The sequence below is a fragment of the Thioalkalivibrio sp. genome (genome assembly GCF_041685615.1).
Classification (GTDB): Bacteria; Pseudomonadota; Gammaproteobacteria; order Ectothiorhodospirales; family Ectothiorhodospiraceae; genus Thioalkalivibrio.
Genome location: NZ_JAWLFK010000009.1, coordinates 27,135 through 44,179, shown reverse-complemented (window position 1 = coordinate 44,179; position 17,045 = coordinate 27,135). Strand labels below are relative to the sequence as shown.

Here is a 17,045-nt window from a genome sequence, read left to right as displayed (position 1 = left end):
AGCCGGCGCGAACCTGCCCATGGGTCCGGCTTTCCTTATCGCCGGCGCCCGCCGAGCAGGGCCCAGCCTTCGCGGCAGTCCTCGACCCCGATCTCGAAGGCGTCGGAATAGGCGGCGATGACCTCGTCCGCCTGGCGTTCCAGCAGGCCGGCCAGCAGGATGCGGGCGCCGGGTTTCGCGGCCCGCGCGAGCTCTGGCGCCAGATCGATCAACGGCTTGGCGAGGATGTTCGCCAGCACCAGGTCGTACCCGGCCGTCGGCACGGGGTGGTCGGTCAGGCCGGTTTCCAGGCGCGCGGACGGGATGGCGTTGGCGTCGGCATTGCTGCGCGTGGCCTGCACGGCCTGCTCGTCGATGTCGATACCCAGCGCATGGCGGGCCCCGAGCTTCAGGGCCGCGATGGCGAGGATGCCGGAGCCGCAGCCGTAGTCCAGCACCGCCTGGTCACGCGGTGGCTGCTGGGCCAGTGCGGCCAGGCACATGGCCGTGGTCGGGTGGTTGCCGGTGCCGAAGGCGAGCCCGGGGTCCAGGCGTACGAACGTGCCCTCTTCGATCGCCGGCTCGTCCTCCCAGGAGGGCACGATCCACAACGAGCCGCCGCAGTGGATAGCGCCGAGGCCGTCGAGGCCGGCGCGCACCCAGTCCTGGTCCTCGATGGGCTGAACCTGGATCGACTCCGGCGCCTGCGCCTGGCGTTCCAGCGCGGCGGCGGCGAGGCCGGCCTGGGTGGTGTCCGGAAACACCGCCTTCAGGCGCACGGTGGACCAGAGGGGGTGGGTGCCCAGCGGTGGTTCGAACAGCGGCTCGTCGGCCCCGTCGAACAGCTCGACACTGACCGCCCCCAGTTCAAAGAGCGTGTCTTCCAGCGGCTCGGCCTGTTCCGGGCTGATCTGGCATTCGAGTTCGGCAAGGCTCATGGCGTCGGGCTCCGGTTGTCGCGGAAAGGGCTCAGGCCTGTGCCTTTAGCTTCTTCTCGAGGTAGTGGATGTCAGTCTCGCCGCGCTGGAAGTTCGCGTCGATCATCAGGTCGTGGTGCAGTGCGACGTTGGTCTGAATGCCGTCTATGACAATCTCGCCCAGGGCGCCGCGCATGCGTCCCAGGGCGATCTCGCGGCTGTTCCCGTGGGCAATCAGCTTGCCGATCATCGAGTCGTAGTACGGCGGTACCGTGTAGCCATTGTAGATGTGGGTGTCCATGCGGATGCCCGGCCCACCTGGCGCGTGGTACTGCTGGATGGTGCCGGGGCTGGGCATGAATGTGCCGGGGTCCTCGGCGTTGATGCGGCACTCGATGGCGTGACCGCTGATGCGCACGTCGTTCTGGGTGTAGCCCAGGGGCTCGCCGGCGGCGATGCGGATCTGCTCGCGCACCAGGTCGATGCCCGTCACCTGCTCGGTAACGGTGTGCTCGACCTGCAACCGGGTGTTCATCTCGATGAAGTAGAACGCCCCGTTCTCGTACAGGAACTCGAAGGTGCCGGCGCCGCGGTAACCAATGTCCTGGCAGGCGCGGACCAGACGTTCGGCCATGGCCTGGCGCTGTTCGTCCGTGATGCCGGGCGCCGGCGCCTCCTCGATGATCTTCTGGTGGCGTCGCTGCATGGAGCAGTCGCGCTCGCCCAGGCAGACGGCGTTGCCGTGGCTGTCGGCGAGGACCTGGAACTCCACGTGGCGCGGGGTCTCCAGGTATTTTTCCATGTACAGGGTGTCATTGCCGAAGCCTTGCTGTGCCTCGTTGCGGGTCAACGAAATGGCGTGCAGCAGCGCGCCTTCGGTATGCACCACGCGCATGCCGCGCCCGCCACCCCCGGCCGCGGCCTTGATGATGACCGGGTAGCCGATCTCGCGTGCCAGGGCCAGGTTGGTGTCCGAGTCGTCGCCCAGGGCCCCGCCGGAGCCGGGCACGCAGGGCACGTTGGCCTCCAGCATGGCCTGCTTGGCGGAAACCTTGTCGCCCATCAGTCGGATGGTTTCGGCGCGCGGGCCGATGAAGGCGAAGCCGGAGGATTCCACGCGTTCGGCGAAATCGGCGTTTTCCGACAGGAAGCCGTAGCCGGGGTGGATCGCGCCGGCATCGGTCACCTCGGCGGCCGCGATCAGCGCCGGAATGTTCAGGTAGCTCTCGCCGGAGGCCGCGGGGCCGATGCACACAGACTCGTCCGCCAGGCGGACGTGCTTGAGGTCGCGGTCGGCGCTGGAGTGCGCGGCGACGGTGGCGATACCCATCTCGCGGCAGGCGCGCAGGACCCGCAGGGCAATCTCGCCGCGGTTGGCGATCAGAATCTTTTCAAACATGCTCGGACCTGTTGGCAGGGGATCGGGGATCAGCCGATGATGAACAGGGGCTGGCCGTATTCCACCGGATTGCCGTTTTCGACCAGGATGTCGCGGATGGTCCCCGCCTGGTCGGCCTCGATCGGGTTGAGCATCTTCATCGCCTCGATGATGCACAGGGTCTCGCCGACCTCCACCGTCTGGCCGACCTCGACGAACGGCTTCGAGCCCGGGCTGGGGGCGCGGTAGAAGGTGCCGACCATCGGCGCGGTGACGCGGTGACCGTCCATCTCCGGGGCCGACTCGGCCTCGCCGTCCGGGGTGGCGGCGGGCGGCGCGGCGGCCGCCGCAGGCGCCGCAGCGGGCAGGGGTGCCGGCGCCGGGGCGGCGACGGCGGTTCCACCCGCCGAGCGGGTGATGCGGACCGACTCCTCGCCTTCGTGGATCTCGATCTCGTGGATGCCGCTCTCGTCGAGCAGGTCGATTAGTTTCTTGACCTTGCGTATGTCCATGGAAGCCTCTTATTCCTTGATAGCTGCAAGCGCCGCATCCAGCGCCAGCCGGTAGCCAATGGCTCCGAAGCCACTGACCAGGCCGGCGGCGACATCGCTCAGACGCGAGGTCTGGCGGAAGGGCTCGCGGGCGTGGATGTTGCTGATATGAATCTCGTAGAACGGGATGGCGACGCCCAGCAGGGCATCGCGCAGACTGACGCTGGTGTGGGTCAGGCCGCCCGGATTGATCAGGATGCGTCGCACGCCTTCGCCGGGCGCGGCATGGATTCGGTCGATCAGGTCGCCTTCGTGGTTGCTCTGGAAGCTGTCGAAGGAGACATCGGCCTGTTCCGCCCGGGCCCTGAGGTCGGTCTCGATATCCGCCAGGCTCTGGGCGCCGTAGCGCTCCGGCTCCCGCTGTCCCAGCAGGTTCAGGTTGGGGCCGTTAAGCAGCAGTATGGATGCCATGGCAGGGGGAATCGGTAGCGATCCTGTCGTGAATGGACGCGATTGCACCGAAAAATGATGGTGCGACGAATGATCGGGATTCTGCCGCAGGAAGGGTGGGAGTGTCCAGCACGAGGCGCTGGAGACGACGCGAGGACAAGACCGGCCCGGCGTTGGGCGTCGGGCTGGAACGTGCGGGTTAGTCGGCGGTGAGCGGGAACAGGGTGAGTTCGACGCGACGGTTCTGTTCACGGCCAGCATCGGTGTCGTTGGTCGCGACCGGCTGATGCGGCCCGAGACCGATGGTGTGTACGCGAACCGGCTGTACGCCACGGCGGATCAGCGCCTGACCCACGCTCTCGGCACGGCGCTCGGAGAGGTCCATATTGTATTCCACCCGGCCGGTGCTGTCGGTGTGCCCGGCGACCTCGATACCCGTCTTGTCGAACTCCTCCAGGACCAGTGTGACCGAGTCGAGGACGTCACGAAATTGTGGCTTGATCTCGCTGCGATCGAAATCGAAGGTGATGTTGCTCGGCATGTTGAGGATGATGTTGTCGCCGTCGCGGGTCACGCTGACGTCGGTCCCGCGCAGCTGTTCGCGCAGCGCATCCTCCTGGCGGTCCATGTAGTTGCCAATGGCGCCGCCGGCCAGGGCCCCGATACCGGCGCCGATCATGGCGCGCTGGGTGCGGTTGCGACTGCTGGTGACGCTGCCGAGCACCGCGCCGGTGGCGGCCCCGATGCCGGCCCCGATGGTGGTTCGGGAGACGCGTTCTTCCCCAGTGTAAGGGTCGGTGGTGGTGCAGCCCACCACCAGTACCAGGGCGCTGGTGGCGGCCAGGGCGAGAATGCGTTGCATGATGAATCTCCCGGTGTTCGCTGGCCCCGTGCGGATGGAGGGAGCCTCGCGTTCAAGCTTGCGCCGTGGCGCGTGAACCGTCCATGAACCCGGGCGGCGGGTGGGCTATTTACCGGTCATTTCGTGACGCAGTTGACGCAGGACGGGATCCGTCTCCGGGTGCATCCCGCGCCAGATGGAAAAGGCCTCGGCCGCCTGTTCCACCAGCATGCCGAGGCCGTCGCTGCCCTTCGCGCAGCCCGCGCCGGCGGCCCAGTCCAGAAAGCGCTTGGCGCCGACGCCGTAGACCAGGTCGTAGGCCAGGCTGTGCGGGTGGACGAGATGACCGGGGAGATCCAGTGCGTCGTCGCCGAGACCGGTGGCGGTGGCATTCACCACGAGGTCGAAGGGGCCCTGCGGCAGGGCGTCCAGGCCGCAGGCGGAGAGCCGGGTGGCCGGGGCGATATCGCGGAAGGCGTCCACCAGGCCCTCGCCGCGGGCCACGGTGCGGTTGGCGACGATCAGCGTCTCCGGCGCGCCTTCCAGCAGGGGCTGCAGCAGCCCGCGGGTGGCGCCTCCGGCCCCCAGGATCAGGATCCGGCGGTCGCGCACGGAGAAGCCGAGGCGGTCGAGGTCGCGGCAGAAGCCGACACCGTCGGTATTGTCGCCATGGATCCGGTGGTCGCCATCGCGCCACAGGGTGTTGACCGCCCCGGCATGGCGCGCACGGTCGGTCAGGGATCGGGCCAGGGCGAAGGCTTCCTCCTTGAACGGCACGGTCACGTTGAGGCCCTTGAATCCCTCGGAGAACCAGGCGTTGACCTCCTCGGCGAACTGGCCCGGGGTCCCCAGGCGGGCCTCGTACACGAGATGCTGACCGGTCTGTTCGGCGAACAGGGTGTGGATGCGCGGGGATAGCGAGTGGTGGACGGGGTTGCCCACCACCGCGTACCGGTCCGGGCGCGCCTCGCTCATCACGCCGCGTCCTCCGCCAGCCATTCGGCCACGGCGCGCGCGTAGTAGGTGAGGATGCCGTCGGCCCCGGCGCGCTTCATGCCGGTCAGGGCTTCCAGGACGCAGGCCCGCTCGTCCAGCCAGCCGCGCTCGGCGGCGGCCTTGAGCATCGCGTATTCGCCGGAGACGTGGTAGACGAAGGTCGGGCGCCGGAATTCGTCGCGGATGCGGCGCACCACGTCGAGGTACGGCATTCCCGGCTTGACCATCACCATGTCGGCCCCTTCGGCGAGATCCAGCGCGACCTCGTGCAGGGCCTCGTCGCCGTTGGCCGGGTCCATCTGGTAGGTTTCCTTGCCGCCCTTGCCGAGGTTGCCGGCCGAGCCCACCGCGTCGCGGAACGGGCCGTAGAAGGCGGAGGCGTATTTCGCGGAGTAGGCGAGGATACGCGTGTGCACGTGCCCGCCGTCCTCTAGGGCACCGCGGATCGCGCCGATGCGACCGTCCATCATGTCGGAGGGGGCGACCACGTCGGCGCCGGCGGCGGCATGCGACAGCGCCTGCTTCACCAGCGCCTCGACGGTGATGTCGTTCACCACGTAGCCGTCGTCGTCGATGATGCCGTCCTGGCCGTGGGTGGTGAACGGATCCAGGGCGACGTCGGTGATCACGCCCAGTCCCGGGTGGTCCGCCTTCAGTGCGCGCACCGCGCGCTGGGCGAGCCCCTCGGGGTTCCACGCCTCGGCCGCATCCAGGCTCTTCTTTTCGCCTGGCACCACCGGAAACAGCGCCAGCGCCGGGATGCCCAGGCGCACGGCGGCAGCCGCCTCTTCCAGCAGCTGGTCGATGGAGACACGTTCCACGCCGGGCATCGACGGCACCGCCTCGCGCACGCCCTCGCCCTCGGTGACGAACACCGGCTGGATCAGGTCGTCCGCGCGGAGGTGGTGCTCGCGCATCAGGCGGCGGGAAAAGTCGTCGCGGCGCATGCGCCGCGGCCGTCCGGCGGGGTAGGGGGCAATCGGTGCGGTCATGCCAGGTCCTTGCGTGTTTGGAGTCAGCCGGCCGTCTCGGCGAGCCAGTCGCGCGGCTTGAGATAGCGTTCGTACAGTTCGGCCTCGGGCGTGCCGGGCGTCGGCTGGTAGTTGTACTCCCAGCGTACCAGCGGCGGCAGTGACATCAGGATCGACTCGGTGCGCCCGCCCGACTGCAGGCCAAACAGGGTACCGCGGTCGTAAACCAGGTTGAACTCGACATAGCGCCCGCGGCGGTAGAGCTGGAACTGGCGCTCGCGCTCGCCGAAGTCGGTGGCGTGGCGGCGTTCGACGATCGGGGCGTAGGCGTCGAGGTAGGCGTTGCCCACGCTCTGCATGTAGCCGAAGGCGTGCTCGAACCCGCCCTCGCTGAAGTCGTCGAAGAACAGTCCGCCCACACCGCGCGGCTCGTCGCGGTGCTTGAGGTGGAAGTATTCGTCGCACCAGCTCTTGTGCGCCGGGTAGAGGTGCTCGCCGAACGGGCGGCAGGCGGCCTCGGCGGTACGGTGCCAGTGGATGCAGTCCTCGTCGAAGCCGTAGTAGGGCGTCAGGTCGAAGCCGCCGCCGAACCACCAGATCGGGTCCTCGCCGGGCTTCTCGGCGATGAAGAAGCGCACGTTGGCGTGCGAGGTCGGAACAAAGGGGTTGTGCGGGTGGATCACAAGGGACACGCCGGTGGCCTGGAACGAGCGCCCGGCCATCTCGGGTCGGTGGGCGGTGGCCGAGCCCGGGAGGTTGTCGCCCATTACGTGGGAGAAATTCACTCCGGCCTGCTCGAAGACGGCGCCCTGGCGCAGCACGCGGGTTCGCCCGCCCCCACCGGCCGGCCGCTCCCAGGCGTCCTCCTCGAAGCGGGCCTGGCCGTCCAGGCCCTCGAGGCCCTGGCAGATGCGGTCCTGCAGGCCCTGCAGGTAGTCGATTACGCGTTCGATGGAGACGTTGTCCTGGCTCATGCTGCGTCCCGGTTGCTCAGTGTTCGGTGTTTGCGTCGGGTCCCGGCGCGCCCCGGAGCCAGGCCCCGGTGCGGGCGTCGCGGATCGCGCTAGGGGCGTCGCGCCCGCCACATTCTGCCTGCAGGATCGCATCGATGCCCGCCCCGAGTTGTGAGGCAACGCAATCCCAGTTGCGGCAGGGTTCCGCGCCCGCGCGGTTCGCGCTGGTGGAGACCAGGGCGCTGCCGGCAGCCGCGCACAGGGCGCGGGTCGCGGGATGGGCGGTGACGCGCACCGCGAGGCTGTCATGGTCGCCGCGCAGCAGGGGCGGGCATTCGGCGGTGACGGGCAGCAGCCACGTCGTCGGCCCGGGCCAGCTTGCCTCGATCGCGGGGCGGTGTGCGTCCGGCAGCGGGGCGAGCCAGTCGCCGAGGCGCTCGAGCGTATCCGTCACCACGATCATTCCCTTGGCGGCCGGGCGGCCCTTGATCTCGAGGATGCGTTCGATCGCCTCGGGGGCGTCCGGGCGGCAGCCGAGGCCGAAGACCGCCTCGGTGGGGTAGGCGATCACGCCTCCATCGCGCACTGCCTGCGCGACGGGGTCGATCTCGGGGGTCAGTAGCGGGGCCTTATTCCGATCCACGGTCGCCGGAGGGCTGGGCGCTCAGGCGGCTGTCGCCGGCATTGCCATCGTCGCCGGATTTCGCGCCCCCCGATTTCTTCGCCGGCGACTTCTTCGCGGCAGTCTTCTTCGGGCCCGCCTTGCTGGCGGCCTTTTTCGTGGTTGTCTTCTTCGTGCCGGACGACTTCGACTTGGCGGCGGTCTTGCCAGTGGCTTTGGTGGCCGTCTTCCCGGAGCCCTTTGCGGTCGACTTGGCTGCGCCCTTGCGTCCGCGGCCCTTGCGTTCCGGAGCGGCTGCGATCAGCTCCTGGCATTGCTCCAGTGTCAGGGACTTGGGGTCGGTCTCCTTCGGAATCTTGGCGTTCTTGTTGCCGTCAGTCACATACGGGCCGTAGCGCCCGTTCAGGACCTGGATGCCCTCGTCATCGAAGCTCTTGATGAAGCGCTCGGCATCCTTCTTCTTTTTCTCGGCGACGATCTCCAGTGCGCGCGGCAGATCGATGGTCCAGACATCGTCGTCCGGGCCCAGGGAGGCGTACTTGGAGCCGTACTTCACGTAGGGCCCGAAGCGGCCGATGTTCACCATCACCGGCTCGCCCTCGGGCGTCTCGCCGAGATCGCGCGGCAGCTTGAAAAGCTCCAGCGCCTCGTCGAGGGTGATTTTGTCCATCTTCTGACCGGGTAGCAGCCCGGCGAAGCGCGGCTTCTCCTCGTCATCCTTGGTGCCGATCTGCACGATCGGCCCGAAGCGCCCGAGGCGTACGGAGACGGGGCGCCCGCTCTTGGGGTCCGGGCCCAGTTCGCGCGACTGCACAGCTTCGGCGCGGGTGACATTCTCTTCCTTTTCCTTCACCCGGTCACGGAAATCGCCCCAGAATTCCTCCAGCACCGGGACCCAGTCCTTTTCCCCGCGCGAGATGGCGTCGAGCTCGTCTTCCAGCTTCGCGGTAAAGTCGTAGTCGACGTAGCGGTCGAAGTGCTGGGTCAGGAAGCTGTTCACGATCCGGCCGGTGTCGGTCGGGATGAAGCGCTTGCCGTCCATCTCCACGTACTCGCGCGACTGCAGGGTGGAGATGATGCTGGCATAGGTCGAGGGACGGCCGATGCCGTATTCCTCCAGCGTCTTCACCAGGCTGGCCTCGGTGTACCGCGGGGGCGGCTCGGTGAAGTGCTGGTCGGCGGTGACTTCGTTCAGCTTCACCGTGTCGCCCTCGGCCATCTCGGGCAGACGCTTGTCCTCGTCGTCTTCGGACGCGTCGTCACGGCCTTCCTGGTACACGGCAATGAAACCGGGGTCGACCAGGGTGGAGCCGGTGGCGCGGAAGCGGTGTTCGGTGTCGCCGGGGACCAGATCGGCGGCGACGGTGTCGAAGGTCGCGTGGGTCATCTGGCAGGCGACGGTGCGCTTCCAGATCAGGTCGTACAGGCGCGCCTGGTCGCTGCTGAGACGCTCGCGCACCTCGTTCGGCAGGCGGCGCACGGAGGTCGGGCGGATGGCCTCGTGGGCCTCCTGCGCGTTTTTCGACTTGGTCTTGTACTGGCGCGGGCTGTCGGGGACGTTGTTGGCGCCGTAGCGCTCCTCGATCAGGCCGCGCATCTCGGCGATCGCCTCGCCGGCCAGGGCCACCGAGTCGGTCCGCATGTAGGTGATCAGGCCGATCGCGCCGGAGCCGAGGTCGATCCCCTCGTAGAGCTGCTGCGCGGTGCGCATGGTGCGGCTGGCGGTGAAGCCGAGCTTGCGCGAGGCCTCCTGCTGCAGGGTCGAAGTGGTGAACGGCGCGGCCGGATTGCGGCGGCGCTGCTTCTTCTCGACCTTGGCGACTTTCAGTTCGCCGTTGGCGGCGTCGGTCAGGCGCTTTTGGGCATCGTGCGCGAGATTGGCGCTGTTGAGGTCGAACTGGTCCAGCTTGTTGCCATCGAGGTGGGTCAGGCGCGCGGTGAAGGCCTGGCCCTGGCGTTCGCTCAGGGCATCCAGGGTCCAGTACTCGCGCGCGACGAAGGCCTCGATCTCGTCCTCTCGCTCGCAGATCATGCGCAGCGCCGGGCTCTGTACGCGCCCGGCGGACAGGCCGCGCTTGATCTTGCGCCACAGCAGTGGCGAGAGGTTGAAGCCGACCAGGTAGTCCAGCGCGCGCCGCGCCTGCTGGGCATCGATCAGCGGCTGGGCCAGGTCGCGCGGCTCCTCGATCGCCTCCTGGATCGCCTTCTTGGTGATCTCGTGGAACACCACGCGGTGTACGCCGCGGTCCTCCAGCAGGCCGCGTTCGCGCAGGACCTCGTAGAGATGCCAGGAGATCGCCTCGCCTTCACGGTCGGGGTCAGTCGCGAGGATCAGGTCGTCGGCCTTCTTGAGCGCCTTGGCGATCGCCTCGATCTGCTTCTCGCTGCGCTCGATGATGTCGTACTTCATCCGGAAGCCGTCTTCCGGATCCACCGCGCCCTCCTTGGGGACCAGGTCGCGCACATGGCCGTACGAGGCGAGAACCTGGTAGTCGGGCCCCAGGTATTTCTCGATGGTCTTGCCCTTGGCAGGGGACTCTACAATGACGAGGTGCTTGCTCATGTCGCTCGGGACCGTCTCCGTGGCAGCGGGTTCCGTGTCGGGGCGGTGGCGGTTGCAGGCGTGCAACCGGGTTCACGGGCGCTAAAGACTAGTTGACGAAAACGCCCGTGGCTACCGCGTGACCATCGAAAGACGGGGAAGTCAGTGCAGATAATCCACGGCCGACGGCCCCGAATCGTCGCGCATGACCTCTTCCAGGCGGGAGTAGGCGATCGCGTCGTCCGGCTGGTTGAACAGTACCATCAGGACTACCCACCGCAGCTGGTCGAGGTCGATTTCCTCGGCATCCAGCTCCATCACGCGGTCCAGTACCAGCTCGCGGGTTCCGGCGGTCAGTAGCCCGTTTTGTTCCAGGTGCAGCAGGAAGCCGTGGGCCTCGGTGTCCAGGCGCTTGCGCTCCTCGGGGGCGTAGATCCGATGGGCGGCGCCATCGCCGCCGCGGCCGGCCAGCGGGGCCTCGCTCATCAGGCGATCCAGCCAGCCGAGGGCGCGATCGATCTCGCGCCGGGCGAAACCGGCCTCCACCAGGTGGCGTTCCAGTTCCGAGCGGTCCGGCTCCTCGTCGGATTCCTCGTCGATGGTGTGCTCGAAGAGATACATGAGCACATCCAGCACGTTCTCGTTCATGATTCGGGGGATCCTGCGTCGAGGCGCTGGTAGCGCCCATGGTCGAGGGCGGCCACGCGGCCATGGAGTTCAAGCAAAACCAGCATGGATGAAAGCTGCTCGATGGTCAATTTGGTGCGTTCGCGCAGGGTTTCCAGCGGTACCGGGTCGAACCCCATCGCGTTCAGCACGCGTTCCTGCTCCGGGTCCAGTGGTTCGCGCGCAGGCTCGGTCTGGGTTTCGGCTGTATCGGGTGTTACCCCCATCCAGTCCGCGAGATCGTCCAGGATCTCCTCGGCCGACTCCACCAGTTGGGCACCGTCCCGGATCAGCCGGTGGCACCCGCGGCTGGCGGGACTGAGGACCGATCCAGGGACCGCATAGACCTGACGACCCTGCTCGGCCGCCAGGCGTGCGGTGATCAGCGACCCGCTTTGCAGGGCCGCCTCGACGACCAGGGTGGCTAGCGACAGGCCGCTGATGACCCGGTTGCGCTGTGGGAAATTCCGCGCCAGCGGCCGGGTATCGGTGGGCCACAGCGAGACCACCAGGCCATGGTCCGCGATGCGGTGGGCGAGGCGTCGATGCTGGGCCGGGTAGATGCGGTCGGGGCCGGTGGCGACCACCGCGATGGTACGCCCGCCGGGCGCGGCCAGGGCGCCTTCGTGGGCCGCGCCGTCGATGCCGCGCGCCAGGCCACTGGTAATCGTGAGCCCGGCCGAGGCCAGTTCGCGCGCGAATTCGCTGGCCAGGCGTTCGCCCTGCGGGGTGGCGTCGCGACTCCCGACGATCCCGACCTGCGGGGCGCGGAGCAGTTCCGGGTTGCCGTTGAGGTACAGCACCGGTGGCGGATCGGGGAGCTCGTCCAGCAGGGGCGGATAGGCCGGGTCGTCCAGGCACAGCAGGGAATGCCGGGGGTCGGCATCCAGCCAGGCCCGGTCGGCCTCGGCTCCTGTGTCGCGGGCCTGGCGTGCGGCGTCGTCCAGCTGGAGGTCGATGCCCGCCCGCTGCCATTCGGCAGCGGGAGCGGCGAGGGCATGCCCCGGGGTGCCGAAGGCCTTGACCAGTTGCAGCAGGCGCCGCGGACCGAGACCGGGGGTGTTGATCAGGTGCAGCCAGTCCTCGTGCGGCGCGGCCGCGGCGCCCGCATCACCCATGGATCCGGATCACTAGGGAAACACTGATTAATGTACGCACTCGCGCTCGAGTCGCTTTGGCGTGCGAACAAGGCGCGGTGACCGCCGTGCAGTCATTCTGCACAAGGGAACCGCAACGCTGTGCGCGCGCCCGTTTTCGTCCACAACGGGCGGCCGAGCCCCTGCATTCAATCGCTTGTGGGGTTGGCAGCCCAGGTTCCCCGATCCTGCGTTGCGCCGCTTGCGGGCAGAACCACTACCCGCTGCACGACGCGCATCGTCTCGGAAAACCTGGGGTACCAACGCGACTGCGTACATTAATCAGTGTTTCCCTAGCCCGATCAGGGAGTGCGAACCTTGTCGCCCTCGCGGAGGGTGCGTTCGGCTTCGGTCACCAGCACGTAGGAGACCTTCTCGAAGGTCTGGAAGACCATCACGGTGCCGACTTCCTCTTCCGGCAGGGTGACTACGTCGTTGGCGCGATCGCTGATCGGGTCGCGGACCTCGCGCCCGGCGGTGAAGGCGGCAAAGACCTGGCCGTTCTCGATGCCGTCGCGTTCGCCGCGGTTGATGATGGCGGCCTGGAGCTGGCCGACCTGGCTGATCGCGTCGAACAGCGAGATGATCGTGCCCTCGGTGCCGTCCGGCGCGCGGCCGATGTCGAACAGCATGTCCTGCTCTTCGGCATAGGGCACCAGGCGGTCGCCGCGGATGGCCTCGCGCTCGCCCTTGCGGATGTCGGCCCGGGCGACGTTGCCCGGTTCGACGATCTCCGCCTCGCCCACCGGCAGGGTGGCGACACCCAGTTCCTCCCCGGTATCCGGGTCGGTCAGCATGCCGTCGTCGCGGACGATGTGGTAGAGCTCGTACTGTTCGGTGTCCTCGGCGTTGCGTACGTAGACCCGGTCACCCGGGCCGAAGATCACGCGCTCGTCCTGCGAGGCGAGGATGTACGGGGCGTCCTCGAGGGTTTCCTCGTCCAGCACCTGCGGGCGGAACATGAACGACTGGAGGGTGGAGATGGGGGAGACGTCCTCGTCGCGTTCCACCACCCGGGCCTCGGGCGACAGGCGGTGGGTCGGGCGCACGCGCGGGCCGCCGTCGACCATGATGCGCGGCTGGCCGTCCACGTAATGGATGCTCAGGACGTCACCCGGATAGATCAGGTGGGGGTTCTCGATCTCGGGGTTGACCAGCCAGATCTCCGGCCAGTACCAAGGATCCTGCAGGAACATCGCCGAGATGTCCCAGAGGGTGTCGCCCTTCTTCACGACGTAGCGTTCCGGCGCGGATTCGCGGATCTCCGGCTCCGCCTCGGCGCGGTCTTCCTGGGCGTCGCGCGCCGGGCGGGCTTCGGCCTGTGTTTCGCCGGAATCGGACGTGGCCGTTTCGGCGTCGCCGTTCTCCGGGGTGGCCGCGCAGGCGCCCAGCAACAGCGTTACACTAAACAGAATCCCCGGCAGAACGAAGGTCGTGGTGGCCCTGGTCTTGTACATTTTGATGTCCCCTGTCAGGTCCGCGCGCTCCCCGAGCCTTCCTGTGGCCCGGCCCCAATCGGATGACGCAATTCCGCGGATATTGCGGTCCAACGTTAGCAGAATTGCGACGTCTGTACAGTACAAAGTTTGAGGTTTTTTCATGGCCAAGCGTGAAATCCTGCACTTCCCCGATCCCCGGCTGCGCCTGAAGGCCGAGCCGGTGGCCGAGGTGGACGACGAGATCCGTACCCTGGTCGACGACATGTTCGAGACCATGTATGCGGCCCCCGGCATCGGCCTGGCCGCCACGCAGATCAATGTGCAAAAGCGCGTGCTGGTGGCGGATGTCTCCGAGGACCAGAGTGAGCCGCACGCCCTGATCAATCCCGAGATCCTGGACACCTCGGGCGAGGAGGAGATGGACGAGGGCTGCCTGTCCGTGCCCGGTTTCTACGAAAAGGTGCAGCGCGCTGACCGCATCCGCGTGCGTGCCCTGGGGCGCGACGGCCAGCCCTTCGAGCTGGAAATCGACGGCCTGCTCGCGGTGTGCATCCAGCACGAGATCGACCACCTCGACGGCAAGCTGTTCGTCGATTACCTGTCCAGCCTGAAGCGCAGCCGCATCCGCAAGAAGCTGGAGAAGCAGGGCGCCCGGGCGGGGGCGGGTGACAAGGCCGCGGTCCCCGCGGTCTGATGGGGGTGGCGGACACGGACGTCGAGTCCCTGCGTATCGTCTATGCCGGGACGCCGGATTTTGCGGTCCCGGCGCTGGAGGCCCTGATCGAGAGCGGGCATGCGCCGGTCGCGGTCTACACCCAGCCGGATCGCCCGGCGGGGCGCGGGCGCAAGCGGCGCCCGGGTCCGGTGAAGCAGGTCGCCGAGGGCGCGGGGCTGCCGGTGGTGCAGCCGGAGAGTCTCAAGGGGGCCGAGGCACAGGCCGAGCTCGCGGCCTGGCGCCCGGATATCCTGATCGTGGCCGCCTACGGGCTGATCCTGCCACGCGCTGTCCTCGCCCTACCGCCGCTGGGGGGGCTCAATATCCATGCCTCGCTGCTGCCGCGCTGGCGTGGCGCGGCGCCGATTCATCGCGCCATCCTCGCGGGGGATGCCGAGACCGGGGTCTGCCTGATGCAGATGGCCCCGGGGCTGGATACCGGCCCGGTACATGCCTGTCGGCGCACCCCGATCACGCCGGAGACCACCACCGGCAGCCTGCACGACACCCTGGCCCGCCAGGGTGCGCAGTTGCTGGTGGAGCAGCTCCCGGCGATTGCCGCGGGCGAGTCTGCCCCCTGGCCACAGGACGACGCGCAGGCTACCTACGCCCGCAAGTTGGAGAAACAGGAGGCCTGGGTGGACTGGTCGCAGTCGTCCCCCGCCCTGGACCGCCAGGTGCGTGCGTTCAACCCCTGGCCGGTGGCCCAGACCGGCTGGCAGGGACAGGTCGTGCGGGTGCATGCCGCGAGCCCCATCGCCGTTGCCGCTGATGCGGCGCCGGGCACCATTCTGGAGGCCGGGCCGGAAGGCGTGGACGTGGCCACCGGGGATGGCGTCCTGCGGCTGCAAACGGTGCAACTGCCCGGGCGTCGCGCGGTCGCGGCGTCCGACTGGGCTCGTAATGCCGATCTGGTTGGCCAGACCCTGACGGGGGCGGTCTGATGGCAGGCAAGCAAAAGCGCGTGGCGCCCTCGCGGGTGGATTCGCGTTCGCCGCGCCAGCGAGCACTGGAGGCGATCGAGCGCGTGGTGCTGCAGGGGCAGTCGCTGACCCGGGCGGTGGACCTGGCGACCGAGGGGCTCGCGTCGCGCGATGCCGCCTGGGTGCAGGCGCTCGCCTACACCACACTGCGCTGGTATCCGCAGCTGCAGGGGCTGGTCGACGGCTTTCTCGACCGGCCGCTGCGCAAGAAGGATGCCGTGATCGGCGTGCTGTTGGCGCAGGGCCTGGCCGAGGTGCTGCATTTTGGTACGCGGGATCACGCCGCAGTGCGCGAGACCGCCGAGCTGGCGCGCGAGATCCATCGCCCCGGCGCGGTAGGGCTGATCAATGCGGTGCTGCGCCGTGCCCTGCGCGAGCAGGACACATTGGCCACCGGGATCGAGGCGGACCCGGTGCTGCGCTATGCGGTTCCGGCGTGGCTGCTGGAGGCGATTCGCGACGCCTGGCCCGAGGACTGGCAGGCGTTGCTCGAGGCCTCGACGCTGCCGGCGCCGATGACCCTGCGGGTGAACCTGCAGCGCGGCAGCCGCGAGGCGGCGCTGGAGGCCCTGTCCGCCGCCGGCACCCCGGCGCGGCCACACCCGGCGCTCTCCAGCGCACTGACGCTGGAAGAACCGGTCGACGTGGCCGCGCTTCCGGGGTTCTCCGACGGGGCGCTGTCGGTCCAGGATGCCTCGGCACAATGGGCCGGCCAGTTGCTGGACCCCCGGCCGGGCGAGCGCGTGCTGGATGCCTGCGCGGCGCCGGGCGGGAAGACCGGGCACCTGCTGGAGCGCGCCGGTGGGGAACTGGATCTGACCGCGCTCGACAACGATCCCGAGCGCCTGGAGCAGGTGCGGGAGAACCTCGACCGGCTGGGCTTTGACGCGCACCGGGTCGCGGCCGACCTGGAAGCCACCGACGACTGGTGGGACGGCGAGGCCTTCGACGCGATCCTGCTGGACGTGCCCTGCTCCGCCACCGGCGTGATCCGGCGTCACCCGGATATCAAGACCCTGCGCCGCGCCGAGGACATTCCGCGCCTGGCCGCGGAGCAGGCCCGGCTCCTGGCCGGTGCCTGGCGCCTGCTGCGCCCCGGCGGCCGGTTGCTGTACGCCACCTGCTCGCTGCTGTCGCCGGAGAACGAGGCGGTGGTGGCCCCGTTCGTCGCGGCGACCGCGAATGCACGGGCCCTGCCGCTGGCGAACGCAAAGGGTATTCCCGGCAGCAAGGCCCGTCCGGTCGGTGTGTCGCTGCCGCTGGGTCTGGAAGGCGGGGACGGCTTCTATTACGCGCTGCTGGAGAAGCAGGCCCCCTGATGCCGGAACACGTATCTGCGAGGCGCGGGCCCCTGGCGGCGCTGTGCGGGCTGCTGGTGCTGCTGGCGTTGTCCGCACCGGCGAATGCGGTGGAGATCCGTGACGCGAACCATATGTGGCTGGACGACGCCACCGTGCTGGTGCGCCTGGACATCGAAATGCACCTGCCCGCGGTGCTGGAGGATGCGCTGGCCAACGGCGTGACCCTGGAGTTCGAGGCGGAGGCCCGCCTGGAGCAGGGGTGGCGGGTCGGGCGCGATACCCTGGGCAGCGAGACACGACGGGTCCAGCTGCAATACTTTGCGCTGAACCGGCACTATCTGGTAACCGCGGTGACCGACGAACGCATGGACCTGAAACCAACCCTCGGGGATGCCCTCGACCTGGTCGCCCGGCGGCTGGGGCGGCTGCCTCTCGACGAGGTGCCGGAGGCGGTCCGCGCAAACCCCGGCGAGTTCGATCTGGCGGCGCGGCTGATGCTGGTGTATTCCGCGCTACCCCTGCCGCTTCAACTCGATGCCGGCTTGCGCGGTGATCTGACGACGCGACAGGAGTGGTGGCGATGGTCGCTGGATTAGGGAAACGCTGGTCAACGTACACGCTCGCGGCTTCGTCGCTTTTGCGTGCGAGCAAGGCGCGGCGACTGC

17 protein-coding genes are annotated in these 17,045 nt (G+C 68.5%); 4 read left to right on the top strand and 13 right to left on the bottom strand.

The features are described from left to right. Positions 1-35: 35 nt before the first annotated feature. The 13 genes from prmA to ACESLR_RS03190 all read right to left on the bottom strand — a co-directional run bounded on the left by prmA (position 36) and on the right by ACESLR_RS03190 (position 13,399). A complete protein-coding gene (gene prmA, locus ACESLR_RS03250) occupies positions 36-917 on the bottom strand; it encodes a 50S ribosomal protein L11 methyltransferase (RefSeq protein ID WP_373023676.1) in 882 nt (293 codons plus the stop codon). Between the two features lie 31 nt (positions 918-948). After that, a complete protein-coding gene (gene accC, locus ACESLR_RS03245; RefSeq protein WP_373023675.1) occupies positions 949-2,295 on the bottom strand; it encodes an acetyl-CoA carboxylase biotin carboxylase subunit in 1,347 nt (448 codons plus the stop codon). Between the two features lie 29 nt (positions 2,296-2,324). Beyond that, complete coding sequence (gene accB / locus ACESLR_RS03240; RefSeq protein ID WP_373023674.1) at positions 2,325-2,786, bottom strand: acetyl-CoA carboxylase biotin carboxyl carrier protein; 462 nt, start codon at positions 2,784-2,786, stop codon at positions 2,325-2,327. A 9-nt stretch (positions 2,787-2,795) separates the two neighbouring features. Further along, positions 2,796-3,236: a type II 3-dehydroquinate dehydratase gene (gene aroQ / locus ACESLR_RS03235; RefSeq protein ID WP_373023673.1), complete on the bottom strand. Its 441-nt coding sequence runs from the start codon at positions 3,234-3,236 to the stop codon at positions 2,796-2,798. Between the two features lie 178 nt (positions 3,237-3,414). After that, positions 3,415-4,077, bottom strand: coding sequence for an OmpA family protein (locus ACESLR_RS03230; RefSeq protein ID WP_373023672.1), 663 nt, complete (start codon positions 4,075-4,077; stop codon positions 3,415-3,417). 105 nt (positions 4,078-4,182) lie between these two features. Next, positions 4,183-5,031 carry a shikimate dehydrogenase gene (aroE, locus tag ACESLR_RS03225; protein ID WP_373023671.1) on the bottom strand — a complete coding sequence of 283 codons (849 nt, stop codon included), beginning with the start codon at positions 5,029-5,031 and terminating at the stop codon, positions 4,183-4,185. Continuing rightward, positions 5,031-6,044, bottom strand: a complete 1,014-nt coding sequence (hemB, locus tag ACESLR_RS03220) for a porphobilinogen synthase (protein ID WP_373023670.1) — start codon at positions 6,042-6,044, stop codon at positions 5,031-5,033. The genes aroE and hemB overlap by 1 nt, the downstream gene beginning before the upstream one ends. Before the next feature lie 23 nt (positions 6,045-6,067). Further along, positions 6,068-6,997, bottom strand: coding sequence for an oxygen-dependent coproporphyrinogen oxidase (hemF, locus tag ACESLR_RS03215; protein ID WP_373023669.1), 930 nt, complete (start codon positions 6,995-6,997; stop codon positions 6,068-6,070). A 16-nt stretch (positions 6,998-7,013) separates the two neighbouring features. After that, entirely contained in the window at positions 7,014-7,619 is a 606-nt protein-coding gene (locus tag ACESLR_RS03210) for an L-threonylcarbamoyladenylate synthase (RefSeq protein WP_373066640.1), read from the bottom strand. After that, entirely contained in the window at positions 7,606-10,161 is a 2,556-nt protein-coding gene (locus tag ACESLR_RS03205) for a DNA topoisomerase I (protein WP_373023667.1), read from the bottom strand. The genes ACESLR_RS03210 and ACESLR_RS03205 overlap by 14 nt, the downstream gene beginning before the upstream one ends. Before the next feature lie 141 nt (positions 10,162-10,302). Then, positions 10,303-10,788 (bottom strand): DUF494 family protein, encoded by a 486-nt coding sequence (locus tag ACESLR_RS03200; RefSeq protein WP_373023666.1) that lies wholly within the window; start codon positions 10,786-10,788, stop codon positions 10,303-10,305. Beyond that, positions 10,785-11,924, bottom strand: a complete 1,140-nt coding sequence (gene dprA / locus ACESLR_RS03195) for a DNA-processing protein DprA (RefSeq protein ID WP_373023665.1) — start codon at positions 11,922-11,924, stop codon at positions 10,785-10,787. Before dprA ends, ACESLR_RS03200 begins: the two co-directional genes overlap by 4 nt. Before the next feature lie 320 nt (positions 11,925-12,244). Beyond that, entirely contained in the window at positions 12,245-13,399 is a 1,155-nt protein-coding gene (locus ACESLR_RS03190; RefSeq protein WP_373023664.1) for a LysM peptidoglycan-binding domain-containing protein, read from the bottom strand. Between the two features lie 142 nt (positions 13,400-13,541). Here ACESLR_RS03190 and def point away from each other — a divergent pair, with 142 nt between their 5' ends. Genes def through ACESLR_RS03170 form a run of 4 tightly spaced genes read left to right on the top strand, consistent with a single transcriptional unit; the run spans position 13,542 to position 16,976 of the window. Then, on the top strand, positions 13,542-14,075 hold the full coding sequence (gene def, locus ACESLR_RS03185) for a peptide deformylase (protein ID WP_373023663.1): 534 nt from the start codon (positions 13,542-13,544) through the stop codon (positions 14,073-14,075). After that, on the top strand, positions 14,075-15,040 hold the full coding sequence (gene fmt / locus ACESLR_RS03180; RefSeq protein WP_373023662.1) for a methionyl-tRNA formyltransferase: 966 nt from the start codon (positions 14,075-14,077) through the stop codon (positions 15,038-15,040). Before def ends, fmt begins: the two co-directional genes overlap by 1 nt. Next, a complete protein-coding gene (gene rsmB, locus ACESLR_RS03175; RefSeq protein WP_373023661.1) occupies positions 15,040-16,398 on the top strand; it encodes a 16S rRNA (cytosine(967)-C(5))-methyltransferase RsmB in 1,359 nt (452 codons plus the stop codon). Before fmt ends, rsmB begins: the two co-directional genes overlap by 1 nt. Continuing rightward, positions 16,398-16,976 (top strand): DUF4390 domain-containing protein, encoded by a 579-nt coding sequence (locus ACESLR_RS03170; RefSeq protein WP_373023660.1) that lies wholly within the window; start codon positions 16,398-16,400, stop codon positions 16,974-16,976. The genes rsmB and ACESLR_RS03170 overlap by 1 nt, the downstream gene beginning before the upstream one ends. The last annotated feature ends 69 nt before the right edge of the window (positions 16,977-17,045 follow it).

What these genes read in the sequence shown, in the direction of transcription:
- prmA (WP_373023676.1), bottom strand. Translation starts at nt 917, where the DNA reads ATGAGCCTTGCCGAACTCGAATGCCAGATCAGCCCGGAACAGGCCGAG.
- accC (WP_373023675.1), bottom strand. Translation starts at nt 2,295, where the DNA reads ATGTTTGAAAAGATTCTGATCGCCAACCGCGGCGAGATTGCCCTGCGG.
- accB (WP_373023674.1), bottom strand. Translation starts at nt 2,786, where the DNA reads ATGGACATACGCAAGGTCAAGAAACTAATCGACCTGCTCGACGAGAGC.
- aroQ (WP_373023673.1), bottom strand. Translation starts at nt 3,236, where the DNA reads ATGGCATCCATACTGCTGCTTAACGGCCCCAACCTGAACCTGCTGGGA.
- ACESLR_RS03230 (WP_373023672.1), bottom strand. Translation starts at nt 4,077, where the DNA reads ATGCAACGCATTCTCGCCCTGGCCGCCACCAGCGCCCTGGTACTGGTG.
- aroE (WP_373023671.1), bottom strand. Translation starts at nt 5,031, where the DNA reads ATGAGCGAGGCGCGCCCGGACCGGTACGCGGTGGTGGGCAACCCCGTC.
- hemB (WP_373023670.1), bottom strand. Translation starts at nt 6,044, where the DNA reads ATGACCGCACCGATTGCCCCCTACCCCGCCGGACGGCCGCGGCGCATG.
- hemF (WP_373023669.1), bottom strand. Translation starts at nt 6,997, where the DNA reads ATGAGCCAGGACAACGTCTCCATCGAACGCGTAATCGACTACCTGCAG.
- ACESLR_RS03205 (WP_373023667.1), bottom strand. Translation starts at nt 10,161, where the DNA reads ATGAGCAAGCACCTCGTCATTGTAGAGTCCCCTGCCAAGGGCAAGACC.
- ACESLR_RS03200 (WP_373023666.1), bottom strand. Translation starts at nt 10,788, where the DNA reads ATGAACGAGAACGTGCTGGATGTGCTCATGTATCTCTTCGAGCACACC.
- dprA (WP_373023665.1), bottom strand. Translation starts at nt 11,924, where the DNA reads ATGGGTGATGCGGGCGCCGCGGCCGCGCCGCACGAGGACTGGCTGCAC.
- ACESLR_RS03190 (WP_373023664.1), bottom strand. Translation starts at nt 13,399, where the DNA reads ATGTACAAGACCAGGGCCACCACGACCTTCGTTCTGCCGGGGATTCTG.
- def (WP_373023663.1), top strand. Translation starts at nt 13,542, where the DNA reads ATGGCCAAGCGTGAAATCCTGCACTTCCCCGATCCCCGGCTGCGCCTG.
- fmt (WP_373023662.1), top strand. Translation starts at nt 14,075, where the DNA reads ATGGGGGTGGCGGACACGGACGTCGAGTCCCTGCGTATCGTCTATGCC.
- rsmB (WP_373023661.1), top strand. Translation starts at nt 15,040, where the DNA reads ATGGCAGGCAAGCAAAAGCGCGTGGCGCCCTCGCGGGTGGATTCGCGT.
- ACESLR_RS03170 (WP_373023660.1), top strand. Translation starts at nt 16,398, where the DNA reads ATGCCGGAACACGTATCTGCGAGGCGCGGGCCCCTGGCGGCGCTGTGC.